The organism is Brachybacterium sp. 107 (assembly GCF_052379725.1).
GTDB lineage: Bacteria > Actinomycetota > Actinomycetes > Actinomycetales > Dermabacteraceae > Brachybacterium.
The window spans coordinates 1-24,118 of sequence record NZ_JBQSYW010000030.1 but is presented as its reverse complement, the minus strand read 5'-3'; the positions used below and the strand labels follow the sequence as shown (position 1 = coordinate 24,118).

The window sequence follows — 24,118 nt, the reverse complement described above, 5'->3', positions numbered from 1 at the left end:
GGGGGCCCCCCCGCCCGGCCCCCACCCCCGACCCACCGCACCTCGATCGAAGGAGAATTTGAAATGCACACCGCACGCACCCCCATCTCCCGCCCGCTCACGCGCCGCTCCGCCCTCGTCGGCTCGGCCGGTCTCATGGGGCTCGGCCTCGCGGCCTGCTCGGACAATGCGAGCACCGGTGGCGCCGACACCGGCGAGACCATCACCCTGGGCTACGTCCCCTCCTGGACCGATGGGCTGAGCACCGCCTACCTGCTCGACAACCGCCTGCAGGCCATGGGCTACAACGTCGAGCACCAAGAGATCAGCGAGCCCGCTGCTCTCTACGCCGCACTCGCCAAGGGCGACATCGACGTGTACCCCTCGGCGTGGCCGGAGGTCACGCACAAGGAGTACATGGAGAAGTACGGCGAGGACATCGATGATCTCGCCACGTACTACGGCAGCGCAGTGCTGACCATCGCCGTTCCGGACTACACCGACATCACGTCGATCGCCGATCTCAAGGGCAATGCCGACATGTTCGGCGGCAAGATGATCGGCATCGAGCCCGGCGCCGGTCTGACCGGGGTCACCCAGGACTCGATGATGCCGACTTACGAGCTCGAGGGCGAGTACGAGCTGGTCACCTCCTCGACCACCGCCATGCTCAGCGAGCTGAAGAAGGCGACCGAGGCGGAGACCGACATCGTGGTCACCCTGTGGCGCCCGTTCTGGGCGAACTCGGCCTTCCCCGTGCGCGACCTCGAGGATCCCGAGGGCGCAATGGGCGACAAGGAGGGCCTGCACTTCCTGGCCCGCACGGGCTTCGGCGACGACTTCGCGGACGCCGCGGAGTTCATCGGCGGCATCAAGCTGGATGACAAGCAGTACAACTCCCTCGAGGACCTCGTCGTCAACGAGTTCGGCGATGGCAAGGAAGCTGAGGCCATCGACAAGTGGCTCGAGGAGAACCCGGATGTCTTGCCGGAGGTCGAGGAGGGCTGAGGGCTCCCCTCGCACCACCACTCGCCCCACCACGCACGGCACGGGCCGATCGCGTCTGTTCGCGATCGGCCCATGCCGTGTGCTCGTGAGGCTCGGCGGGCCCAGCCCGCAGAGGATCAGGCCCCGATCGCGACCTCGGCCCCGGCCTTCGCGGAGGCGTAGCAGGCGTCGATGACCTCGGCGCGGCGCAGGGCGAGCGCCCCGTTGTGCTCGGCCCAGCTGTCCGAGCGCACCTTCTGCAGGAAGCCCGCGACGGCGGCGGCGTGGCGGCCGTCCTCGCCGACGACCGGCTCCAGCACGGCCGGCATCCCGGCGACCTCGGTCCACACGGTGATGCTCGGCCCGTCGGGCCCGCCCCACTCGATGGTGGCGCCGCCGTCGGCCCCATAGAGGGTGACGTAGCAGAGGTCGTGCGGGATCCACTGCGCCCAGCTGGACTCCAGCAGCAGCGTGCCGCCGCCCTCGAGGCGCAGGAAGGCCGTCGCGAGGTCCTCGACCTCGAAGGGCACGCCCTCCTCGACCTGGGAGATGCCGAAGCCCGAGCCGCCGCGGCCCAGCGGACCGAACTCGGCGTGGGTGGAGGCCGACGCCGCGGTGACGTCCGGCTCGCCCATCAGGTGCAGGGCCATGTCGAGCATGTGGATGCCGATGTCCATCATGGCGCCGCCGCCGGAGCTCTTCGCCTTGGTGAACCAGGTGCCCAGGCCCGGGATGCCCTGGCGCCGGATCCAGCCGGTCTTGGCGTAGTAGAGGGTGCCGAGCACGCCGGAGTCCACGACCTGCTTGAGCGCGGTGACATCGCCGCGCTGGCGGTGGTTGAAGGACACGTCGAGCACCCGACCAGCGCGGTTCGCGGCCTCGACCATGCGGGCGGCGGATTCGGCGTTCTCCGCCATCGGCTTCTCGGTGATCACGTGCAGGCCGGCCTCGAGGGCGGCGATAGCCATCGGGGCGTGCAGGAACGTCGGGGTGGCGATCGAGACCGCGTCGAGCTCGGCCTCGGCGATCATCTGCTGCCAGTCCTGGTAGCGGCCGGGAACATCGTGCAGGTCGCCGAACTGCGCGAGGAGGTGGTCCTCCATCGCGGAGATCGCTGCGAGGTCGACGGTCGGGTCGGCGGCGTAGGCGGCGACGTGCTGCTGGCCGGCCCAGCCCAGGCCGATCACGCCGACGCGCAGGCGGCGGTCGCTCCCCTGTGCTGCGGCGTCCGGCTGAAGTGCATCGGTCATCGTGCGTGGTCCTCTCATCGGGGGTCTTCGGGGGTCTTCGGTGGTCCTCGCGTCGGCCGGAGATCCCGGGCCGCGCACGAAGGGTGCCCGTCCCCTCGTGCGAGGGGCGGGGAGATCTACGGACTGTCCGGGGGCTTGAGGGGCTCGAGGAGATCCAGCGGGTCCTCCCGCAGGCGGGTGAGGGCATGCTCGACCGCCCCGCGCACCACGGCGTCACGTCCCAGACCGCTCGCGACCAGGTCGGGGAAGGGGGCGAAGGCGATGTCCGGGAGCACGGCCCGGGCCCTGACGAGCACGGGCTCCAGGGAGGAGGCGACGGCGCCGGCCAGGACGATCCGTTCGATGCCGAGCAGGCTCACGAGGATGGCGGCGATCCGGGCGATGCGCTCGCCGATCCGGTCCAGGACGTCCCGCGCGAGGGCGTCGCCCGCCTGCGCGGCGGCGAACACGTCGACCGCGGTGAGGGCCTCGGCGGGGAGCGCCGCGAGCAGGGGCGACTCGCGCCCGGCGGCGAGGCCCTCGAGGGCCCAGCGGCGGGCGAGCGATCCCACGCCCTCCGCGCCGATGTCGTCCTGGAGGATCGTCTCGAGGAAGCGCATCTCGCCGGCGCCGCCCAGCGCACCGTGCAGCAGACGCCCGTCGACGATGAGCCCAGCCCCGACCCGCTCCCCCACGAGCAGCGCGGCCATGTTCGCCTCGGGGTGCTGCGCATGCTCTGCGAGGGCGCTGAGGTTCGCGTCGTTCTCCACGACGACGGGGCCGTCGAGATGCTCGGGGAACCCGGAGTTCATCAGGCGCCAGAAGGTGCCCACGTCGATCGGGGATCGTCCCTGGGTGTCGACGGGGGCCGGGATCCCGATCACGGTGACCAGCAGGGGCGCGGCGGAGGCCGAGGCCTCGCGCACCTCCCGCACCAGCTCCTGGACGGTGCTGATCCGCAGCGCGCGGTCCACCGTGTCCGGATCGAGCTCCCGTCGGCCGGTGGCGAGGACCGTGCCGCGCAGGTCCGCGGCCATCGCGCGGTAGCCGCTGCGCCCGGCATCGATGCCGATCACGAGGCCCGCCCCGGAGCGCAGACGGTGACGGCGAGCCGGTCGGCCGCGACGGGAGAGACCGGCGGCGCGGCTGTCCTCGGCCTCCTCGATCCAGCCTGCCGCCGTGAGCTCGTCGCACAGCCCCAGCACCGTCGCGCGGGTCAGGCTCGTGGCCTCCATCGCCTCGGCGGCCGTGAAGGTCCCCGACGCGAAGGCGTGGCGCAGCAGCGCCTCGATGTTGAGGCGACGCAGCACGCTCGTCGACACGCTCATGCCCACCTGCACCCACCTCCTTGACGTCCGCTATGACGCCCACCATACTTTCTCCAAGCATTAAATCTAGCAACTGAATTTACCAGTTGCGATGCCGCCGAGGAGACACAGTTGTCACCCAGACCCTTCAGCACCGGTCGCCCGACCCGTCGCTCCCTGCTCACCGCGGGAGCCGGCGCCGCCGGCGTGCTCGCCACCGGCGGGCTCGCGGGCTGCAGCTCATCAGGACGCTCGCGCGTGACCTTCTACCAGTCCAAGCGCGAGGTCATCTCGCACTTCCGAGAGCTGGTCAGCGAGTTCAACGCCGAGCAGTCGGACTACACCTACATCCACGACGTGGCGACGAACCTGCAGGCCGGGTTCGTGCGCGCCAACCCGCCCGATCTCGCCCTGATGAACTACAACCTCGACATGAACCGCTTCATGGCGCGCGGCGCCCTGTCGGACCTCTCGGATCTCCCCGAGGCCGGCATGGTCCGCGACGACGTGCTGGACCTGGTGGACTGGTACCCCGGGTACGAGGGGCGCACCAGCGTCATCCCCTACTCCGTCGCGGCCTCCTCGGTCATCTACAACAAGCAGATCTTCGCGGACAACGGGCTCGAGGTCCCCACCACCTGGGACGAGCTGCTCTCGGTGTGCGAGGACCTCCTCGCCGCCGACGTCACCCCGATCTACGGCACCTTCCCGGAGCTCTGGACGATCACGCAGGGGCTGTTCGACTACGTCATCGGCGGCCGGGTCGACGTGCGCGAGTTCTTCGCCCAGCTCAACGACATCGGCGAGGACGTCGGCCCCGATTCCGAGGTGTCCTTCCAGAAGACCCTGCTCGAGCCGGTCCAGCAGATGCTGGAGCTGCTGCCCTACTTCAACGACGACGCCTCCAGCCGCAGCTATGGCGATGGCAACACCGCGATGGCGCAGGGCAAGGCCGCCATGTACTTCCAGGGCCCCTGGGCGCTGGTGGAGATCGAGAAGGCCGAGACCGACGTCGAGCTGGGATCGTTCCCGCTCCCGGTGACGGACGATCCCGAGGATCTGAAGATCCGCGTGAACATCGACCTGTCGCTGTGGATCCCGGAGCAGGCCGACGAGAAGCAGGGGGCGCGGGAGTTCCTCCAGCACCTGATGCTCCCGGACATCCAGTTCCCCTACAACGAGCTGGCCCTCGCGTTCTCCACCACGGATGACGCCCCGGAGGTGACCGATCCGCGGATCTCCGAGATGCAGCCGTACTACGACGACGGACGCTTCTACATGGGCGCCTCGCAGTTCATCCCGCCCACGATCCCCTTCCCGAACTATCTCCAGTCGATCGTGTTCGGAGCAGATCCGGAGCCGATGCTGGCTCAGATCGATTCCGACTTCGCCCGGCTCGCCTACCGCGCCTGAGCGGCCCACCCGCCGTCGACCCCAAGGACGCCCACCATGTCAGCGCAGACATCTCCCGCCCCGAGAACCCGTGAGAGCGAGCCCGCCGCTCGCCCCGGGAGCTCCCCCGCCCCGGCGCAGAACCGATCCCGACGCAAGGTCGACCCGGTCTACTACGCCTTCCTCTTCCCTGCCCTGGTGATCTTCACCCTGGTGATCACGCTGCCGGCCGTCGTCGGCTTCTTCTACAGCTTCACGAACTCCGTGGGCTTCGGCGACTACGAGTTCATCGGCCTGCGCAACTACATCGCGCTGTTCCAGGACCCGAACATCCTCAGCGCCTATGTGTTCACGCTGGGCTTCGCCCTGATCACGGTGATCCTCGTGAACATCCTCGCGTTCGCCCTCGCGGTCATGCTGACCTCGAAGATCCGCTTCCAGACGGCGCTGCGCACGATCTTCGTGATCCCCATGGTCATCTCGGGGATCATCATCGCGTTCGTGTTCAAGTTCCTGCTGTCCAACTCGCTGCCCGCTCTGGGCCAGGCGCTCGGCATCGACGTGATCGCCGAGTCGATCCTGGCCAACGAGAACCTGGCCTGGCTCGGCATCGTGATCGTGACGGCCTGGTCCGCGATCCCCGGCGCGATGCTCATCTACATCGCCGGTCTGGTCACGATCCCGGCCGAGCTGTACGAGGCGGCCGCGATCGACGGAGCCTCGGGATGGCAGCGGCTGATGCGCATCACCCTGCCGATGGTCTCCGGCTTCATCCTCATCAACACGATCCTGGGCTTCAAGGGCTTCCTCAACGCCTACGACGTGATCGTGGGCCTCACCGACGGCGGTCCGGGCACCGCCACCACGTCCATCGCGATGTCGATCTTCAAGGGCTTCGGCGGCGGCGACTACGGCTACCAGATGGCGAATGCCGCGGTGTTCTTCCTGATCACCATCATCCTCGCCGGCCTCCAGCTTCGGCTCACCGCCGGGAAAGCGAGCTTCGGAGCATGAGCACCACCCAGTCCTCCACCCCTGTCTCCGATCGGTCGGCCTCCGGAGCGTCGGGGCCGACGTCACCCGCGCGGCGCCCGGGTCGACGCCCGGGCCGACGCACGGGGATCGGCACCGACCGCTTCAACTGGCCGCTCACCGCGATCCTCATCGTGTGCTCTCTCGCCGTGCTAGTCCCGCTGCTGGTCACCGTGAACATGTCCCTGAAGACCACCGCCCAGGCGGTCGACGGGTCCGCGTTCTCCCTGCCCGCACCGTTCTCCCTCGAGGGGTTCCGCGAGGCGTGGCAGCTGACCAACTTCCCGCGCGGCCTGGCGATCTCCGCCTTCATCACCGCGATCTCCGTGGCCGGCGAGATCGTCATCTCCTCGCTCGCGGCGTTCGCGATCGTGCGCAACTGGGACCGTCGACTGTTCCGCTGGTCGTTCTTCTACCTGCTCGCCGCGATGTTCATCCCGTTCCCGGTGGTGGCTCTGCCGCAGGTGAAGCTGACCGGCATCGTGGGGCTGGACAACCCGCTCGGCGTGGCGATCCTGCACATCGTGTTCGCTCTCGCCTTCAACACGCTGCTGTTCACGGCGTTCCTGCGCTCCATCCCCCTCTCGCTCGAGGAGTCGATGCGGGTGGACGGCGCCACCACCTGGCAGGTGTTCGCACGGCTGATCTTCCCGCTGCTCGCGCCGATGTCCGCCACGGTCGGGATCTTCGCGTTCCTGGGCTCGTGGAACGACTTCATGATGCCGAGCCTGATCACCACGAACCCCGAGCTGCAGACGCTCCCGGTGCTGCAGCAGATGTTCCAGACCCAGTTCAGCAACAACTACAACATCGCCTTCGCGTCGTACCTGATGGCGATGGCGCCCGCGGTCGTGGTCTACATCCTGACCCAGAAGTGGGTGATCTCGGGCCTGACCCAGGGCGCAGTGAAGTCCTGAGCAGACCATCCGGAGCCCTGGTCGGGTAGCGCATCGACCACGCCCCCGTACGCATGACACCGGCCCTCCCCTCACCATCGAGCGGAGGGCCGGTGCTTGTTCCGACATCGGACCGACGCCTGTTTCGGAATCGCGCCGGCGCCTGTCCCTGCATCGGGCCGGCGCCTGGTCCGGTAGAGGACCGGGACGATCTGGGCCGGGCCACAGGCCGGACCACAGGCCGGGCCGAGCGCCCGCGGTGCGGAGTCAGCCGACGAACCGGGGCGGCTCGCCGTGGCGCTCGCACCAGCGTGCGTAGTGCTCGACCACGGTCTGCACGTCGGGATGCTGCGCGAGCTCTTCGGCGGTGCCGCCGGGCAGCAGGAGGTTCAGCCGATCAGGCAGGACGACCTCGCCGTCGCGCAGATGCACGGCGACGCGGTACGAACCATGTGCTGCTCGCGCGGGTTCCACGGCATGGACGTCCCGCCAGAGGATGCTCTTGCGGGCACCCCAGGTCTGCCGCATCGACACACCCTCGTCGTGCACCGTGCAGGTGGTGCGCAGTGCGCCGACGGCCAGCAACCCGACGTAGGCGAACAGCGGCACGCTGACCACGCCGATGACGAATCCGGTGATGGCCAGGGCTGCGTCAGCGCGAATCGCCGCCACGACGAGGAGCGCCAGTGCCGCCCCGAGCGCCAACAGGGTCAGGACGGCGAGCGAGATCCGCTCCCGCAGCATCTTTCGCCCGCGCGCTGTCTCGCGCATCGGGCGGAGCTCCACTCGTTCCGCTCCCGGGGATTCCGCACCCGGAGATTCCGCACCCGTGGAGGCCTGGCCGCCTGTGCTCATCAGGAGTAGGCGACGAAGTCGAGCTCTTCGAAGTCGATGACCTCGCTCTGCCAACGGGAGGCGACGAACTCCTGGTGGGCGTCGCTCTGGTCATAGGCGACATAGGCGTCCTGATCCTCGAAGCTCATCGCGAACTGGAAGCGGTAGCTGCTTTTCGGGCTGACCTGTCGGGAGACGGTGAAGTCCTGCACCCCGTCGATCGCGCGCAGCACGGCCGGAGCACCGGTGAGGAATTCGTGCTCCTCGGCAGAATCGGGAGCGTGGACGAGGGAGAAGGAGACGGTGTGTCGGATCATCGCATCAGCCTACTGAGGGGAGCCCCTCGGATCACCCCGCGTTCAGGGCCGTTCAGGGCGGGTCGTCACCGCACTCGTCGTCCTGAGTCGCGTCGGTGAAGCGGCCTCTGTCTTCTGCGTCGTCGCCTGCTGCCGACTCGGAGTCCACGGTCGGTGCTGTGGGTTCGGGTTCCGCCTGCGGTGCTGTGCGTTCCGGTTCCGCCTGCGGTGCTGGGCGCTCGGGGTCCACGAGCGGTGACGGGGTCGTGGTCCGAGTCGTGCCGCCGTAGCCGGTCCAGGCGACACGGTGTCCCGGCCGCTCGGGATCCTCGACGCGCTCCACCTCGAGTGCGTCCTCTTCCTTCTGGTTGCAGTGCAAGCAGGCATCCTGCCCGTTGTCCAGGCTCGTGGGACCGCCTCGCGCAGAGGGCTTGACGTGGTCGTGCTGACGGATCGCGGCGTTGCAGAAGGGGCCGCGACAGGACGTGTCGCGCCAGGTGAGGAAGCGCGCCATGGCCGGCGGGAAGGCTCGAGCGCGAGAGTCCATGGAGACCAGCTCACCGGTGGTCGGATGCGTGTACAGCCGGCGGATCACCGCACGGATCGCCGGGCCATCCGCACCGAAGGGATCCTGCTGGGAGGAGCTGGGAGCTGCCGTGACGGCCAGCAGCTGGGCGCGCACGGCCTCCGCCGGGACCGCACCGTATCCCTCGATCTGGGCAACATCTCCGCTGCCCGGATGGAAGAGCGCCCGGTCCGTGATGATCACGCCGACGTCGAGTGTCGTCTGCACGGCGGTGTTCTCGGGCTGGAGCACAGCATCGTGCAGCACATCGGCCATGTGCGCACCGTGCGGCCCCTTCTTCCCGGCGACCACACGACGCTCGGCCTCGAGCATCAGCCTCTTGTGCACGAGACGCGCTTCGATCGCCGGCATATAGGCGCTGATCGTGGCCATGCCGTGGGCGCCGGGCGTGAAGGTGACGTGACGCTGCTTGCGGGCGCGACGGTGCCGGATCGTCTCGCCCTCGGGATCCAGGCCCCCGATCGCCAGCGCGACTGCCTGCTTCCATCGCCGTGTGCCCGCGCCGTCGAGGTCCGGCAGGCGCTCCCCGAGGAGAGCGTCGACCTGTGCGCGCTGGTCATCGTCCAGGACACCTGTCGCATCGGCCGCCGCGTAGACGGAGTCCGTCGCTGCCTGGCCCGACGCCATCGCCTCGAGCAGGGTGGGCATGGACTCCACCAGCCGCCGGGCGGAGGCCATGGTGCGACCGGCACCGGACGGGGATCTCCTGGTCATGAGGGAGATGTCCCGACGGGTCTTGCCGTCGGCCCTGCCGTGCAGCTCTTCGAGCGGTGGCATGGCGGAGAGCTCAGGGCCGACGGCGTCCTGAGCACTGCGGACCTGCTCGCTCCGGGTCGCGTCCCCGATCGCGACCACGGTGCGCGCCTCGATGGTGTCGAGGATGCCGCGCGCCTCCTGCACGGTGCGCAGCAGATTCACGTAGGTGTCCCGCCCACGATCCTCCACCACGAACATCGTCGCGGGATCAGAGGCGATCGAGCCGAGGAGGAAGCCGATGTCGCCGATGAGCCCTGCCATCGCACGCGGTCCACCCGCACGCAGCTCAGCCAGATGCGCCGACGGACCCGTAGGCCCCTCGGCTGGTTCTGGCGGTGTCGGCATCAGCATGGTTCCATCGTCCACGCATCTCGTCGCAATCGAAAGCCTCTTCGACGAATGTGGATAACTCCGTGGAAATTACCGACCGTTAACCGCTCGCATCATCGCACCTGGTCGACGCAACGTGCCGCTGACCTGCGAGGCGTATCCGTCGCCACCTTTCCTCCCCAATTATGCAACCCACAGGGGTCGACGGAGAATTCTGGGAAGAATCCCGCGAGGCCGCGATCGGACAGAGGTCGGCGGACGGCAGGCAGCGGCAGCGGCAGCGGCAGCGGCAGCGGACGGCAGACGGCAGTCGGCAGTCGGCAGTCGGCAGACCAAGGCTTCCGCGCGCGATGCACCATCCACGACTCGCCACCCACAGCTCAGCGCAGAGCGCCCACCTCGGCGACGGCCAGGTACAGAGCGCGGTGGCCGCGGCGGAAGCGGGCGTGACGGCGCACGGCCGACGGGTCCGGCTCCACCGTTCGCCCTCCGTCCCGATCGGCGAGTGGGCGGATCGTGTGCTCGAGCTGCAGGGCGTAGGCCGCCGCGAGGGCGCATCCCAGCAGCGCCGCGTCGGCCTCCTCGACGACGCGCACGGAACGGCCCATGACGTCGGCCAGGATCCGCATCCATGGATCGGAGCCGGCTCCTCCCCCCGCGACAGCAAGCGGCCGCGGCGCGAACGCCGGCTCCCCCGGCAGTGCCGTGTCCCCCAGGGATGCTGGCTCTCCCGGCGATGCTGGCTCCCTCGGAGAGGCCAGAGCCGCACCCACCACGGGGCCCGTCACACCGGCCGCGCTCTCCACGGCGGCGTGAGCAAGCGCGTGCGCGACGCCCTCGAGCACGGCCGCGTACATGTCGATGGCCTCGGTGCTCGGCCCCATGCCGATGATCGCCGCCCGTAGATCCGGCTCGCGGACGGGATAGCGCTCCCCATGGATCGACGGCAGCGCGAGCAGGCCCGTGGGTCCGCGACCATGCTCCACTTCCCGGCGTTCGAGCAGGTCATCGGCCTCCTCGGCCGTGATCCCGGCCAGCAGCGCTCCCCGCGCCCATTCCGCCGCCGCACCGGCGGCGAGCAGGGCCGAGATCCGCAGGGTCCGCGACGGCGAGGGTGGGGACGACGGGGGCGCGAAGGACGACGTGGACGGGGGCGCGAAGGACGACGTGGACGACGGCGACGGCGACGGCGACGGCGCGGAAGAATCGTCCTGCCCGCTGAGGGCCAGATGGTGCGAGATCCCGGGAGCCGGCCCGTCGGGCGATGCCGCGTCTCGCGGCCCGTCGGGCGATATCGCGTCGCGCGGCCTGTCGGACCCAGCATCCTCGTGGTCCCGTCGAGTCTCCGGGACCACGGCGGCCAGCCATCCGCTGGTACCGAGGTAGGCGTACTCGTCGCCCTCGTCGAGGCCGACGATCCCCAGCGTGGTCGCTCCGGCATCCCCGGGCGCGAGGATCACGGGCAGCCCGACGGGCAGGCCCAGCAGGTCTGCGGCGGACTCGTCGGTGCGGCCGACGACCTGACCGATCGCCCTGGTCAGCTCCGGCAGCATCGCCCTGCTCAGCCCGGCGGCGCGCGCGACCGGGTCGCTCCAACGTCGGGTCCGGGCGTCGAGCAGCCCGGTCGCGGACGCGGTGGTCACATCGCACCAGGCCCCGAGGCCCAGGGCGTGCACGAGGTATCCAGCCGGGCCGAAGACGACTCCCCGGGCGCGGCCGACGACGTCAGGAGAGGTGCGCGAGAGGCGGCGGAACATCGCGGCGCAGCTGGTCGCGTCCTGCTCATTGCCGGTGATCCGTTCCCAGACCGCACCCGCCGATCCCCCGCACTCCGCACGCTGGCCGTCCTGGCCGCCCTGGCCGCTGTGACCGTCCTGGCCCGGATCATCGGAGCTTTCCTCAACGGCGGTCCTGCCCTCCCGACCCAGGATCTGGCAGATCTCTGCGGCGTCGGAGGCGGCGCGGGTGTCGCTGTAGAGGATCGCGGGAACCGGCTCTCCCTCGGTCAGGAGCACGAGGTCCTGCATCTGCCCGGTGATGCTGAGGGCGACGGGCTCCTCGTCCGCTCCGCGCAGCAGCTGCGTGATCGCGTCCTCGGCGGCGCGCAGCCAGTCGGCCGGGTCCTGCTCGACACCGCCATCGGCCTCGGTGAAGGTCTTGTATCCGCTGCTGGCCTGCGCTCTCGTCGTGCCGTCGAGGGCGAGGAGGGCGGCTTTGGCGGCGGAGGTGCCGAGATCCAGACACAGCAAGGAACGCATGAGATGAGGGTAGGCCGCCAGCGCCGTGTCCGACCGACGGGACCGGCTTCTGTGCTTCAGCGGACAGCTTCTGTCCGCGCCCAAGAGCACAGTGGTCGTGACAAGGGTGCTGCGCAGAGAGGCAGACCATGTCACCTGCGAACCACTCCTCTGCGGTCGCAGCCCGCCGTCGTCACCCCTCGCCGAGCTCGCCTCCTTCTCCCAACCCGCACGTCCCAACCCGCACCCCGCACCCCGCACCCCAGCTCAGATGGAGAATCCCATGAGCACCACCGTCCAGATCACGTTCGATGCCCACGATCCCCGCTCGCTGTCGATCTTCTGGCGCGAGGCGCTGGGCTACATCCATCCGCCGCCTCCGGGTGTCGAGCTGGAGGAGGGGAAGGATCCGCTGGACGCCTGGGAGGAGTTCCTCGAGCGTCTGGGAGTCCCCGACGACCAGCGCAACAACGCCTCTGCCCTCGAGGACCCGGACGGCTCCGGGCCGCGCGTCTTCTTCCAACGGGTCCCCGAGGGCAAGACGGCCAAGAACCGGGTGCATCTGGACCTGCGCAGCGCCCCGGGGCTCCACGGCGACGACCGGATGGCCGCCCTCGAGAGCACCTGCGAGCGCCTGCTTGCCCTCGGGGCCAGCCGCCTCGCACGGCATGAGCCCGAGGAACCGCTCAGCGCCGGATTCCTCGTGCTGGCAGATCCGGAGGGGAACGAGTTCTGCCTGGACTGACTCCGAGCCCGGACTGGCACTGAACCCGGACGGACGCTGCCGATGGCGACGGCCCCGGGGGCTCTGCGCACTCCCACGCGGCACACTCCCACGCGGCGCACTCCCACGAGGTACGGCTCCCTTGCGTGCGACCACTCGCGCGCGACACCGCGGCCGTGGTGATGCGGGAGACTCATGCGATGGACAGCACCGACCTCTCCCGCGGGATCGCCGCGCTCAGCACCTGGATCGACGAGGGCAATCGAGACCGGAATCCCGAGGCCGCCACGTGGGCTCGGCTCGCGAAGATCACCGAGGAGGCCGGCGAGGTGGTCGCCGCGCAGATCGGGGCCACCGGCCAGAACCCGCGCAAGGGCGTGACGCACAGCGAGGAGGATGTGCAGGAGGAGCTGCTGGACGTGGCTCTCACGGCGCTCGCCGCGCTCGAGCATCTGCGCGGCCATGACGAGCGCTCGATCGAGCTGTTCGCAGACAAGCTCGGCCGCACCCTGCAGCGCGCTGGCCTGCACGAATGACCTCGGGGGCGGCGCAGGGCTCGACCGGCCGCACGGTCACGCGGATACTGGGAGCCACCGCACCCGCAAGGAGGCAGACATGGTCGACGACGACGATGCCCGAGGACCAGCCCGACGACACGACCCCGTCCGGCCCGAGGACCGCTCCGATGTGTTCGATGCTCCTGATGCTCCTGATGCTCCTGATGCTCCTGATGCCGCAGCGCACGACACCACCCACCGCTCCGCTCCGCTGACAGCTCTCGAGCTCCGCGCCCGCGCCGAGATGACGGCGCCTGCGGGCGTGGGGCGTTCAGGCGCCCGGCACCGGGCCGAGGGCTCCGAGTCCTCCACGACCTTCTTCACCCGTCTGGACGATCTCCCGGAGAGGGCTCGGGAGGAACTCTTCGGCCCGTCCGTGCAACATGTGCTGTACGTGTACTACGCCGAAGGGCCGACGCTCGTGGGCGCGGTGCTGGATCCGCCGGTCGCCGTGCACGCCCCGTCGGCGAGCGCTCTCGAGGCCAGGATCCGCACCTACGTCGCCGAGCACCGTGGGGTGGTCGAGGCCGACGTGCAGACCTTCGGCCGACGCGTGGAGCGTGACTACGCACTGCGGATCCTGACCGCGCCGGGGAGCTAGCGGCGCGTACCTGCACCGGCCAGGCTTGGCGGGGTCTGGTCTGGTCCGGTCTGGTCTGGTCTGGTCTGGTTTGGTTTGGTTTGGTTTGGAGAAACTACCTCTGAAGAACAGTCCAGGCGGACCCGGCCCGAGGGAGGATGGGAAGATGCTCCCCCAGCGCTGCGTCTTCCATGCCCGCACGGCCGCGAACGCCGCGGCAGATTCGGTGCTCCCCCTCAGCGATCTCGCCACCTCCGATCCCGCGGCGTACGAGCGGGCCCTCGCCAAGTACGACGACACCCCCGAGCGACGCCGGCTCCGGGACACGTGGATCCCGCTGCTCGAGGCGCGGTGGACCGAGGCCGTGTTCCTGACCCCGATCCACCCTCACGCGATCTGGCGCGCCTGGCGGGACATCGCGGGCACGGAGCTTCCGTCCCAGGAGTTCTGGGCGATCCCGATCGACGACGTCCACCGGCCCGTGCTCTTCGAGCGTCGCCTGAGCACCACCGGCGAGCCCATCGATCCGCGCGAGGTCGAGGCCGTGGATCCGCAGACGTTCACCACGGCGCAGGAGACCACGCCGCGCAGCGCCGACTGGATCGCGCACCTCGCGGAGAAGGGCCGACGCGGTGCGTGGTTCCACGGGACCCCGCACGTGCTCACCCGTCGGCCCGTGCCGGTCGGGTCCGCCCAGATCATCGACTGGCAGCACCCGTGATCTGACGGGCCCCGGCAGCCTGGACAGCCCCGGAGGCCCGCGGTGCCTGGACCCTCGACAGCGCCGCCAGGAACAGCCCGGCGGCGACCGTCGCGGTGAGGACGGTGGTGCCCGCGAGCAGCGGGATCAGCACGCCGGCGAGCGCGAGCAGCACGGCCTGCAGCGCCCGGGCCGGTGAGTCCGTGGGGCGGTGGAGCCGACGGCGCTCGATGCCTCCGAGGGCCCACGCCACCGTTGCGGTGAGCACGAGCGAGAGCACGAGCCACGACGGCCGCAGCGTCCACCACAGCAGTCCGGAGGGCTCCGGCAGCAGCAGCCCGCCGTGCTCGGCGAGATAGGCCGATACCCCCGCCATGGTCAGCAGGACCGGCAGGTTCCAGAGGTAGATCGTCATGGTGCGGGCGGTCACGAACGCGGTGACCGCGGCGATCCCCGGATGCGCGATCAGTGCTGCGAGCGCTGGCCGCAGGAGGGTGAACGCGGTCGTCTGCGCGACGCCGACCAGGAGCAGGGCCGAGGTGGGCGGGTTCAGGTGGGCGATGAGGTCGGGCGAGCAGAGGCCGAGCGCGAATGCCCCGGCGAGGAGCGCGACAGCTCCCGCACCGATCCGCACGCGGGTCACCGGGCGCAGCGCGTCCAGTCGTCCGTCGGCGAGGAAGAAGCCCAGCTGCTGCAGGGCGAGCCAGACGAGGGCGATGTTCGCGTAGCCGAGGGCGTCCGCTCCGCTCAGGCTCCGCAGCGCGTCGACGCCGAGAGCGGCCGCCGCGAGGGTGGTGAGCGCGGCCAGGGGTGCGCGCTCATGGGCGCGGAGCATCGCGGGCAGGACGGCCTGGGTTCCCAGGTACACGCCGAGGAACCACAGGGGCTGGCCGTAGCGCACTCCTGCCTCCAGGAGGAGGCCCGCCGGGACTCCGCGGGAGTGGAGCACGGCGAGCGCGACGGCGACCGCGGAGATCGTGACCACGGCGGGCAGCAGGAGGCGGTGCACGCGGCCGACGACGAAATCCGTCGCGGTGCCGCCCCGGTCGCGGAGCCGCCGGAACGCGAGCATCCCGGAGAAACCGCCGATGACGAAGAAGACCGGCATCACCTGCAGGAGCCAGGTCACCGGCGGGTACCAGGACGCTCCGACGGTGGCGTATTCGAGCACCGGGCCGTGCGGGCCCACGGTGACGCCCATCTGGAGGCCGTGGAGCAGCACGATGGCGAGAACGCACAGCGCACGGACGAGATCGATCACCGGGTCACGCCCGGTGGGTGCTGCGGGCGTTGTGGGTGCGGTGGGTGCTGTCGTCGCGGTTCTCGCACGTCGGGCCGTCTGGGTGGTGGTCATGGCTCGCTCTCCTCGGTGATACCGAGGACGTTAAGGACGAGATGGCAGGGCCCGCATCACCCCAGCGAGCGCAGTGCTCCCCCTACACCGGAGTGAACGGGTGCAGCCCCGCTGCACCCTGGAGCGATCTCGTCCGGGCACTGCGGCAGAGCCTCCGGCTGCAGCACCAGCCGCGTCGCCGGCAGGATCCCCGGCAGCGTCGCCGGCAGGGTCCGCGGCAGCGTCGCCGGCAGGCAGGACCTACCGGATCTTCGCCGGCAGGGCGGCGAGACGTTGCGGGGCCGCGAGGACGTCGAGCCGGGCGATGCGGTCCGCGTCGAGGGTGACCAGGTAGATCGCCTGCACCACCCCGTCGGCGACATAGGCGGCGGCGGGGACGTCGCCGACCAGCACCAGGCGGGTGAGCTCGGCCCGGCCGGCGAAGACCCGTGCCACCGCGTCGCCGCCGCGCACCCGTTGCTCCAGCAGCGGCGCACCGTGCTCGGCGCCCTCGGAGGCGATCTCCACGGCACTGTCATCGCTGCGCAGCTTGATCTCCGGATCGAGCAGCTGCAGCAGGCCTCCGAAGTCCCCGCCGCGGGCAGCCTCGAGGAAGGCGATGATCGCCGCCTCCTGGCGCTGCCTGACCTCGCCCACGTCAACCGTGCGCAGGCGCCCCCGGGCCCGGGAGGCGAGCTGGCGGGCCGCCACCGGCGTGCGCTCCACGATGGGGGCGATGTCGGCGTAGGACAGCGCGAAGACGTCGTGCAGGACCAGCGCGAGACGTTCGAGCGGGCCGAGCGTGTCGAGCACGACCTGCATCGCCACGGCGAGATCCTCAGAACGCATCACGGTATGGACAGGATCCGTGGCCGACGAGCCGTCGACGTCCGGTGCGATCACGCTTCCGGTGTCGCCCGCGCCGCCTCGCTCGGCCGCGGCTCCCGACTCCTCGGCGCCGTCCCACCGAAGATCCTCGCGCCGACTGCTCTGCTGGCGGATCATGTCGATGCACACGCGCGAGATCACCGTGGTCAGCCACGCCTCGAGGTTGTCTATCGCAGCGATGTCGGCGCGCTGCAGGCGGATCCATGCCTCCTGGACCGCGTCGTCGGCGCTCCACGGCGAGCCCAGTGTGCGGTGGGCGATGGCGTACAGCTTCGAGCGGTGCTCAGCGAACTGCGAGGCCGCAACCTCGAGAATGGCGGGTGGTTCCTGGCTCGTCATGGGCATCCCTCCGCGTGAGCGCTCGTCACGTTTCGTCGGCGTCGACCGACTCCTTGTCAGGAACGCCCACCTCGAGGCGTCCTCACCCCGATCGGCAACGACAGATCGGCATTCTCAGATCGCCAACCTCAAGGAGTCCTGATGAGCATCCTCCCGCACACCACCCTCACCGCGCTGCCCCATATCGTCCGCGGGCCGGTGCAGCTGCCCGGCGACCCCGGCTTCGAGCGGGCGCACCGCCCCTGGAACCTCGCGATTCCGCAGGACGTCAGTGCGGTCGTCGAGGCCGCCGATGCCGCAGACGTCGCCGAGCTCGTGTGTTTCGCCTCCGCCCACGCGCTGAGCGTCGCGACGCAGCCCAGCGGGCACGGTGCCACCGGTCGGGCCGACGGGTCGATCCTGCTGCGCACCTCACGCCTGGACACGATCGAGGTCGATCCCGGTGCCAGGACCGCCCGCATCGGCGCAGGGGTGCGTTCGGGCGAGCTGCAGCGGGCTCTCGCCCCGCACGGGCTGACCGCGCTGCCGGGCAGCTCGCCGGTGGTCACGGTGACCGGCGCGGCGCTCGGCGGCGGGCTGAGCTGGTTCGGGCGCGCCTTCGGGTGGATCGCCGACAGCATCCTCTCCGCCGAGGTGATCACCGCCGACGGCGCCGCACGCACGGTGACCCCGCAGAGCGATCCCGAGCTCCTGTGGGCGCTGGGCGGCGGGGGCGGGGACCTGGCGATCGTCACCTCGCTCGAGCTGAGGGTGCATCCCGCACCGTCCGTCGCGGGCGGGCGACAGCTCTGGTCCGCCACACATGCGCAGGAGGTCGCCCGGGCTTACCGGGCGCTGACCGAGGCCGCCCCGCCGGAGCTGACCCTCTGGCTCGAGCTGCTCAGCTTCCCCGGCTCCGAGCCGATGATCGCGATCGACTCCACCTTCCTGGGCGAGGAGGACGAGGCCCGCAGGCTCCTGCAGGCCACTGAGCGCCTCCCCGCTCCCCTGGCGGACTCCCGCGCCGCGCTCAGCGTGGCCGAGCTGGGCCGGATCACCGCTGAGCCCGTCGATCCGGGGCCCGGGCTGTCCCGCGGCGAGCTGCTCACCCGACTCGATGACGATGCCCTCACCACGCTCCTGGACACGCCGATCGCTCCGCTGATGACCGTGCAGATCCGACACCTGGGCGGCGCCCTCGCCGAGGGCACCGGCAACCCGCATGGCGCACTCGAAGAGCCGTATGCCGTCTACCTGTTCGGGGTGCCCTCGACCCCGGAGGTGGCCGCGGGGATCTCGGATCGCCAGGCGGAGCTCGCCTCGGCGCTGCCGGTCAGCGGCCGCAAGCCGATCACCTTCCTCAGCCCTACGGAGACCCTGGCCTCCGCGCTCCCGGACGCCTCGATGCAGCGGCTGCGGCGGCTCAAGGAGGAACTCGATCCGCAGCAGACCCTTCGCGGGAACTTCAGCATTCTGGGATGACGGCCCTCAGGGCCGGGCCAGGCGCCGATCAGGCCCTGATCAGGCCCTGATCAAGCCCCGATCAGGCTCCCGGGAAGCGGGGCGCGGGCGGCACCTGCGCCGACGATGCCTGCATCGGGGGTCCCTGCATCGGAGGCACCTGACCGGGAGCCGCCTGGCCGGGAGCTGTCTGGCCGGGAGCTGTCTGGCCCGTGCCCGGCGTCCCGTCGGCCCGTCGCCTCCGCGCCGACCGTCGGAACCAGTTCACGAGCGGCCCGGGCACGAACCGATCCACGAACGGGGCACCGAACCGGGCGAGCGCCTCGACCATCAGTCCGATGAAGAACGCGACCACCGGCATCCACGGGGCGAGGCCGACGGTCATCCCGAGGTCGCCCACCATCCCCATCTGCATCTGCAGGGAGATCCGGACCAGCGCGAGCAGGATCAGCGACCACCCGAAGTAGGCGAGCGGAAGCGCAGCCCAGGACACGACCTGCGCGAGGACGTTCCCCTTCCCGATCCGCCGGTCCCGGTTCCAGAGCACCGCGACCACCGCCGGCATCAGCAGAGCGATCAGCACCAGGGGGATCCACAGGTACCAGGGCAGCTCGAAGAACCACAGGAACTCGTTGCCGCGCGCGCCCCCGAAATCCTCGACCGCACCCCTGGAGTTCATATGCATCGGAACCGTCAGCATGCCCAGTCCGGGCAGCAGCGCGAGGCCCGTGAGCCCCCAGATCGGGACCGCCAGGAACATGGAGAGAACCGTCCCCCCATCACCCTGGACCACCATCCCGATCGATACGACCACCGCCATCAGGATCCAGACCGGGACCGCGAAGACCAGGGCGTGGACGAGTGCCAGCCGGGGCGCGGCGGCGAGGTCCGCGATCACCGGCCACCAGGCGGGCTTCTCGAGTCCCGCGACATGACCCAGGAACAGGGGAAGCGCGATGAGCACCCAGGTGCCGAAGAACATATCCACCCCGGCGGAGTGCATCGACAGGGACAACCCGAGCGTGTCGTCCTCTATCGTGAGCGCGGTGACACGGGTGGCGATCACGGCGAAGATCGCGACGGCGAGCCCGGAGATCCCCGACCACAGCAGGGCACCGAGCACGCCGTTCGAGCCCCAGCGGCGCTGGACGAGACGGCCGACGACGAAGGCGGTCGCGACCATCGCCACAGTGATCAGCAAGGGCAGCCCCCGCAAGCTCATCGCGGCATTGCCGAAGAAGCCCAGGTTCAGCTCGGCGTCGTAGGAGCCGAAGGAGGCGAGGGAGACCAGCTGGAACGGGATCCCCACCAGACCCACGATCGCCTGCCAGCCGCCGTCCCCCGCGGGAGAGGTCGAGCCATCGGTCGGGACGGTGCCGCCGCCGGTCAGGTCGCCGGTATCGGCGGTGAGCGCGGCGAGGATGCCCGAGATGATCACCAGCAGCGCGGCGCCGAGGGCCACGATGTAGGCGAGCGCCCCGACGGCGAACGTGGGCAGGGGGTTGCCGATGCCGACCTTCCGCAGGGTAGCGACGGCCTGCGCCGCAGAGAGCATCTGTGCCCCCTGGGAGACCTGCGTACCCTGGGCGCCCGTCGGTGCTGCCGGTCCCGAGGTCGCGGAGGCGGCCCAGGGTGCCGGCGCAGCGGACGAGGCCGAGGTGGGCGATGTGGGCGGTGCCGCAGAGTCGAAGGATGGGCCGGAGGCCGTGCCCGGCGGGATGGAGCCGAACGCTCCCCCGGAGGGTGACGGCGAGAACGGGGCCTCGCCGTATCCAGGCGGGGTGGGCTCATGGTCCGGGAGTCCGCCGCCTGGTCGGTCCTGATCTCCCCCGTGGCCGTAGGGATAGTTCGTCTCCGGCATGTGTCTCCCTCTCGCGTGACCGGCCAGCGTGGGCGCGGTCAAGTACCCCGGATGCCGAGCCTATCTGGTGGTGGTCACTCGCCGAGGTGGAGCTCATGGCCCGTGGCCTCCTTGCCGGGGCCGGGCCTTCACGATCGTGCGGGTTGCAGACTGCCGGCCGGCCGGCCCGGATCAGTGAACGAGATCGCTGTGCCGATGGCCTGCGCATAGGCGATCTCGCCTCGCGTGGTCTCGCCGACGTACCCGCCGGGATTCACGATCAGCACCCTGTCCGCGAGGTCGATCTTTCGCAGATGCAGGGCGCCCAGCGCTGCTTTCTGCTCCTCGGTGATCTTCTCGCCTGCCTCACCAGGCGCGAGGACGATGACACCGGCCATGGTCAGATCACGGCTCCACGCACGCATCTCGTCCGCAAAGCGCATCGAACCGCAGAGGCAGACGATCTCAGGTCGATCAGGCACTGTTCATTCCTTCTGTCCTCCGCCGTCGATCCGCCGTTCCTCAGCTGCGCTGCCGACGCGATCTCGCTGCACGCTACTTGTCCCAGGCATCGACTGTTGGCAGCCCGCGACTTCTGCGCTCCTCATCAAGCAGCTCCTGGATGAGCGAGCTCTGCGTGATTCGTCGGGCCCGCGCCGTGCACGGCGTATCCGAGGCCTTCCAGCGGCTCCCCCATCGCGAACGGGTCTGCGTCGGCGACAGCACGTGCAGCGATGTCGATGACCGGCTTGGCGAGGAGACCGGGAACTGCCGTGCTCCCGATGTGCTCGATCGCGTCGACCCGTCCGGTCAGCGCAGCAGAGATGTCGCCCGCGGCGTGCGCGAAGGAGCTCGCCCAGAGAGCGTCGTGCGACTCGAGCTCGACCATGGTGGCGACACTACCCGTGTGCTCCGGTGAGCCGTCGTGGCCCCGATGAACCCCCCCAACCGGTCGGGGTGGGAGCATCGGGCGCTGCCCGGGTGCCACGCGCAGTCCTGTCCGTCGCAGCAGATCCTCGCGAAGAACCCGGGACATTCCGAGGGCTCCGACTTCAAAAAACGCCCATAACGGGCGTCTTGACCTGCAGTTTCGTGTTCCTGCGGCAGTTGCCGGCCGGCAAGATTCACGTGAACGTCGACCCGCCGCAAAAGGACAGAAGTGATGAGCACCCCGGGAGAGCAGCTCGAGGCCCTGGTCTGGCTCGAAGCTGCCCACACCGACATCTCCGCGCAGCAGCGTGACGAGTTCTTCGCCGCCGTCGACGTCTACTACGACGAGCACCCGATCGCCTCGCGCGGTCCGGACCCGATCAGCATCCTCCACGAGGACGATCGCGCTTTCGCGGCCATCCTGCGCGAGGTGCTGGGCAGGGAGCACCCCACGGCGGCCCCGGACACGGACGCTTCCTGAGCACCACGAGGAGCTTCCCCGCGCCCGGCTGAACCGCGCGAGGTGGAGCGCCTGGTCCGTCGAACGTCAGTTCGGAGGCGTCTCGGTGAGCCAGTCGAGAATCTCGTTTTTCTCCACGGCGCCCACCGTCACCTCGTCGGCACCGCTGGTGCACGTCACCCAGATGCTCTCCCCGTCGGCCTGGAGAGTGAGGGAATCGTTGTCCCGATCAGACAGTTCGAGTGGGGGTTTGCTCATCGTGGGTCCTTAGCTTCTCTACTGGTGCAGGAGAACATAGCGCTCCCGATACGGGGATCGACAGTGGACGCCCTACCACTCGATCGGATCCCGCGCTCCCGTCACGACACGCGTGATCACCACGGACCCCTCGCGACCTGAAACCCGAGGTGCAGCGGCGATCTCGCCGAGGTTCGGCGTCGCTCCCCGGCAGGAATCGCGCTTCTCCGTGCCGGGCGCCCGCCCCCTGGCACCTGACCCTCGTCAGATGAGCGCCTGGGCGATCGTCATCACCGCGCCCGCAGTGGACAGGACGAGCACGAGCCGCATCAGAGTCTTGCCCGCGAAGCGTCCGGCGAGTCGCTGCCCGATCGCGGCACCGATCAGGATCGCCGCGAACGTCACCACCCAGCCCGTCCCCTCCATCGAGGGCAGCGACCCCTTCGCGACCAGCGAGAGTGCACTGAGGAGCAGGAAGTGAGCCTGCGCCGACGCTGCGAAACCCTTATGGGCCCACCCGGTGGCGGCCGCATAGACGGCCAACGCGGGCCCGCCCACGCCTGCTGTGACGTTCATGAAGCCCGAGGCTGTCCCGAACCCGGAGCTCACCGGAAGGCCGTCCTTCACGGCCCCGGGCCGGGCGACCACGGTGACGCCGATGGCGATCAGGATCAGCACTCCGACCAGCACGGCCAAGGGATCCGCGGGGAGCACCTTCAGCACGAGCACTCCCAGCACGATCCCCACCAACGAGAACGGGGTGAAGCGCAGCAGGCGTCGCCACTCGACGTCGCGGTGCACGAGCCCGAGGTTGAGGAGCGACGACACGACACCGCACGCGTTCGTCACCAGCACGCCCTCGACGGGCCCCGCCGTCAGGACCAGGAAGGGTGAGGCGACGAGGGCGAATCCCATGCCGGTGAGCCGTTGGAGCCCCGCTCCGACGCCGATGATCGTCGCGAGGAGAGCGAGGTCGGCGAAGGTCACCGGGCAAGCCTACGGGGGCGATCCACCGAGGACAGGGCGAAGCATCCCGAACGACGGTTCCCTCAGTCGGTGCCCTGGTCCGAACCGGACTCATGAGGCTCTGCCTGTCGCCGATCAGCGTCGAGCAGCTGACCGACTATTGGGGCCTTGGCGCGGGTGTAGTCACTCCACCCGATCGCAGTCGCGGCGGCGCGCTCCTTGGCGTCCAGATAGGCGGCACGTGCGGTGCCGTCCCGTCGAAGCAGGTCCCGAAAGGCGAGACGCTCGCGCCAGATCACTCCGTCCGCCTCGACGACGTGAGCTACGCTCACGCGCTCCAGCCGGTTCGGACTGCTCAGCCAGCAGTGACCGGCGCGTTCGCCTTCAAGGTCCCACCCCGCCGCGCGCAAGGCACATGCCGCCTCGGGTACATCATCAGCGGGGACTCCGACGACGAGATCAACGACGTCCTTCGCCGGCATGCCGGGGACCGCTGTCGATCCGATGTGCGCGATCTGTGCGTCCGGGAGGGCAGCGTGCACGGAGCGGGAGAGGAGGTTGAACCTCTGCGCCCATTCTTTCGGACGACTCCCCACCAGCTCAACGGGTTGGCCTGCACCCTCTGAAGCGACACTCATCGACCCACTCTCCTCTGGAGGCCTGCATCCGCGGTGATCGTAGCCTAGGCGAGCATCAGCCGTAGCTAAATAGTCGAGGCCTGCTGAAGGTGGTCGAGCGCGTGGGGGCGGCCCGTCACTGCTTCTAGCGCGCTCTTAGCATCGATCTTTCATGGGTCGGTATCTGGGCGAGGTGTCGCCGCAGGCGGTGGTTCTCCTGCTCGAGCGAGTCCTGCGCGTGGGGCACCGCTGCTCCACCACTCTGGAGGCCCGCCATCACCCTCGACGCTCCGCTCGCATGTGACGCCAGTCACAGTGCGACGCGGGTTTCGTGACGAAACCGGTCGCCGTGACGTCCTCACGCGTAACGACCAACGTGCTGCACCCCAGCGCGATCACCTCTATCGGAGACAGCATGTTCCCCATCGAGCTCAGCGACCACGACGGCGACGCCCTCACCATCACCACCCGCGGCACCGACGTGTGGATCTCTTGCACCACCGAACTGTCCGAAGTCACGATCGGCCCCATCCCCCGCACTGCGCTCCACGACGCACTCACCGACAGCCTCATGGCCAGCGACGTCACAGCAGCCCCCATCGAGAATGGAAGCTGACCCGCTCAAGTCAGCACAGGATGACTCCGA

The 24,118-nt window shown here is 69.8% G+C and carries 25 protein-coding genes; 11 read left to right on the top strand and 14 right to left on the bottom strand.

The features are described 5' to 3' along the window. Window positions 1-63: 63 nt before the first annotated feature. Window positions 64-987, top strand: a complete 924-nt coding sequence (locus ACT3UL_RS18555; RefSeq protein ID WP_444579861.1) for a glycine betaine ABC transporter substrate-binding protein — start codon at window positions 64-66, stop codon at window positions 985-987. 116 nt (window positions 988-1,103) lie between these two features. On the opposite strand, the gene ACT3UL_RS18550 is transcribed toward ACT3UL_RS18555, so the two are convergent. Then, window positions 1,104-2,216: a Gfo/Idh/MocA family protein gene (locus ACT3UL_RS18550; RefSeq protein WP_444579859.1), complete on the bottom strand. Its 1,113-nt coding sequence runs from the start codon at window positions 2,214-2,216 to the stop codon at window positions 1,104-1,106. 116 nt (window positions 2,217-2,332) lie between these two features. Then, complete coding sequence (locus ACT3UL_RS18545) at window positions 2,333-3,523, bottom strand: ROK family protein (protein ID WP_444579857.1); 1,191 nt, start codon at window positions 3,521-3,523, stop codon at window positions 2,333-2,335. A gap of 111 nt (window positions 3,524-3,634) precedes the next feature. On the opposite strand from ACT3UL_RS18545, the gene ACT3UL_RS18540 reads away from it, so the two are divergent. From ACT3UL_RS18540 to ACT3UL_RS18530, 3 genes are read left to right on the top strand one after another with little or no spacing between them, the layout of a single operon-like run. After that, window positions 3,635-4,915 (top strand): ABC transporter substrate-binding protein, encoded by a 1,281-nt coding sequence (locus ACT3UL_RS18540; protein ID WP_443358569.1) that lies wholly within the window; start codon window positions 3,635-3,637, stop codon window positions 4,913-4,915. A gap of 36 nt (window positions 4,916-4,951) precedes the next feature. Further along, window positions 4,952-5,908 (top strand): carbohydrate ABC transporter permease, encoded by a 957-nt coding sequence (locus tag ACT3UL_RS18535; RefSeq protein ID WP_444579856.1) that lies wholly within the window; start codon window positions 4,952-4,954, stop codon window positions 5,906-5,908. Continuing rightward, the gene (locus ACT3UL_RS18530) at window positions 5,905-6,843 is read left to right on the top strand and encodes a carbohydrate ABC transporter permease (protein ID WP_444579854.1); all 939 of its coding nucleotides are present in this window, start codon (window positions 5,905-5,907) and stop codon (window positions 6,841-6,843) included. The genes ACT3UL_RS18535 and ACT3UL_RS18530 overlap by 4 nt, the downstream gene beginning before the upstream one ends. 246 nt (window positions 6,844-7,089) lie before the next feature. Here the strand turns inward: ACT3UL_RS18530 and ACT3UL_RS18525 are convergent, their stop codons facing one another. From ACT3UL_RS18525 to ACT3UL_RS18510, 4 genes are all read right to left on the bottom strand, one after another. Further along, complete coding sequence (locus ACT3UL_RS18525) at window positions 7,090-7,593, bottom strand: hypothetical protein (RefSeq protein ID WP_444579852.1); 504 nt, start codon at window positions 7,591-7,593, stop codon at window positions 7,090-7,092. 83 nt (window positions 7,594-7,676) lie between these two features. After that, window positions 7,677-7,973, bottom strand: a complete 297-nt coding sequence (locus ACT3UL_RS18520; RefSeq protein ID WP_444579850.1) for a Dabb family protein — start codon at window positions 7,971-7,973, stop codon at window positions 7,677-7,679. A 52-nt stretch (window positions 7,974-8,025) separates the two neighbouring features. Then, window positions 8,026-9,555, bottom strand: a complete 1,530-nt coding sequence (locus ACT3UL_RS18515; RefSeq protein ID WP_444579849.1) for a DUF222 domain-containing protein — start codon at window positions 9,553-9,555, stop codon at window positions 8,026-8,028. Between the two features lie 449 nt (window positions 9,556-10,004). Beyond that, on the bottom strand, window positions 10,005-11,882 hold the full coding sequence (locus ACT3UL_RS18510; RefSeq protein ID WP_444579847.1) for an FGGY family carbohydrate kinase: 1,878 nt from the start codon (window positions 11,880-11,882) through the stop codon (window positions 10,005-10,007). Window positions 11,883-12,144: 262 nt separating this feature from the next. On the opposite strand from ACT3UL_RS18510, the gene ACT3UL_RS18505 reads away from it, so the two are divergent. The 4 genes from ACT3UL_RS18505 (at window position 12,145) to ACT3UL_RS18490 (ending at window position 14,443) form a co-directional block, all read left to right on the top strand. Continuing rightward, window positions 12,145-12,606, top strand: a complete 462-nt coding sequence (locus ACT3UL_RS18505) for a VOC family protein (RefSeq protein ID WP_444579846.1) — start codon at window positions 12,145-12,147, stop codon at window positions 12,604-12,606. A gap of 179 nt (window positions 12,607-12,785) precedes the next feature. Continuing rightward, entirely contained in the window at window positions 12,786-13,121 is a 336-nt protein-coding gene (locus tag ACT3UL_RS18500; RefSeq protein ID WP_444579845.1) for a MazG-like family protein, read from the top strand. 79 nt (window positions 13,122-13,200) lie between these two features. After that, window positions 13,201-13,743, top strand: coding sequence for a hypothetical protein (locus ACT3UL_RS18495; protein WP_444579843.1), 543 nt, complete (start codon window positions 13,201-13,203; stop codon window positions 13,741-13,743). Window positions 13,744-13,888: 145 nt separating this feature from the next. Beyond that, window positions 13,889-14,443: a hypothetical protein gene (locus tag ACT3UL_RS18490; RefSeq protein ID WP_444579842.1), complete on the top strand. Its 555-nt coding sequence runs from the start codon at window positions 13,889-13,891 to the stop codon at window positions 14,441-14,443. Here the strand turns inward: ACT3UL_RS18490 and ACT3UL_RS18485 are convergent. Next, window positions 14,421-15,776, bottom strand: coding sequence for an acyltransferase family protein (locus ACT3UL_RS18485; protein WP_444579840.1), 1,356 nt, complete (start codon window positions 15,774-15,776; stop codon window positions 14,421-14,423). The genes ACT3UL_RS18490 and ACT3UL_RS18485 overlap by 23 nt on opposite strands. Window positions 15,777-16,016: 240 nt before the next feature. Next, window positions 16,017-16,982 (bottom strand): sigma-70 family RNA polymerase sigma factor, encoded by a 966-nt coding sequence (locus tag ACT3UL_RS18480; protein WP_444579838.1) that lies wholly within the window; start codon window positions 16,980-16,982, stop codon window positions 16,017-16,019. A 141-nt stretch (window positions 16,983-17,123) separates the two neighbouring features. On the opposite strand from ACT3UL_RS18480, the gene ACT3UL_RS18475 reads away from it, so the two are divergent. Beyond that, a complete protein-coding gene (locus tag ACT3UL_RS18475; protein WP_444579836.1) occupies window positions 17,124-18,443 on the top strand; it encodes an FAD-binding oxidoreductase in 1,320 nt (439 codons plus the stop codon). Between the two features lie 61 nt (window positions 18,444-18,504). Here ACT3UL_RS18475 and ACT3UL_RS18470 read toward each other — a convergent pair whose 3' ends face one another. The 3 genes from ACT3UL_RS18470 to ACT3UL_RS18460 form a co-directional block, all read right to left on the bottom strand. Then, a complete protein-coding gene (locus tag ACT3UL_RS18470) occupies window positions 18,505-20,283 on the bottom strand; it encodes a hypothetical protein (protein WP_444579835.1) in 1,779 nt (592 codons plus the stop codon). Window positions 20,284-20,411: 128 nt separating this feature from the next. Then, window positions 20,412-20,744, bottom strand: coding sequence for a hypothetical protein (locus ACT3UL_RS18465; protein ID WP_444579833.1), 333 nt, complete (start codon window positions 20,742-20,744; stop codon window positions 20,412-20,414). A 125-nt stretch (window positions 20,745-20,869) separates the two neighbouring features. After that, on the bottom strand, window positions 20,870-21,151 hold the full coding sequence (locus tag ACT3UL_RS18460) for a GrpB family protein (protein WP_444579831.1): 282 nt from the start codon (window positions 21,149-21,151) through the stop codon (window positions 20,870-20,872). 273 nt (window positions 21,152-21,424) lie between these two features. Here ACT3UL_RS18460 and ACT3UL_RS18455 point away from each other — a divergent pair, with 273 nt between their 5' ends. Then, window positions 21,425-21,673, top strand: coding sequence for a hypothetical protein (locus ACT3UL_RS18455; protein ID WP_444579829.1), 249 nt, complete (start codon window positions 21,425-21,427; stop codon window positions 21,671-21,673). Window positions 21,674-21,739: 66 nt separating this feature from the next. On the opposite strand, the gene ACT3UL_RS18450 is transcribed toward ACT3UL_RS18455, so the two are convergent. The 3 genes from ACT3UL_RS18450 to ACT3UL_RS18440 form a co-directional block, all read right to left on the bottom strand. Further along, the gene (locus ACT3UL_RS18450) at window positions 21,740-21,910 is read right to left on the bottom strand and encodes a hypothetical protein (protein WP_444579827.1); all 171 of its coding nucleotides are present in this window, start codon (window positions 21,908-21,910) and stop codon (window positions 21,740-21,742) included. A gap of 243 nt (window positions 21,911-22,153) precedes the next feature. Beyond that, window positions 22,154-22,876: a TSUP family transporter gene (locus tag ACT3UL_RS18445; RefSeq protein ID WP_444579825.1), complete on the bottom strand. Its 723-nt coding sequence runs from the start codon at window positions 22,874-22,876 to the stop codon at window positions 22,154-22,156. 62 nt (window positions 22,877-22,938) lie between these two features. Continuing rightward, complete coding sequence (locus tag ACT3UL_RS18440; RefSeq protein ID WP_444579823.1) at window positions 22,939-23,493, bottom strand: GrpB family protein; 555 nt, start codon at window positions 23,491-23,493, stop codon at window positions 22,939-22,941. Between the two features lie 394 nt (window positions 23,494-23,887). On the opposite strand from ACT3UL_RS18440, the gene ACT3UL_RS18435 reads away from it, so the two are divergent. Beyond that, window positions 23,888-24,088, top strand: a complete 201-nt coding sequence (locus ACT3UL_RS18435; protein ID WP_444579821.1) for a hypothetical protein — start codon at window positions 23,888-23,890, stop codon at window positions 24,086-24,088. The last annotated feature ends 30 nt before the right edge of the window (window positions 24,089-24,118 follow it).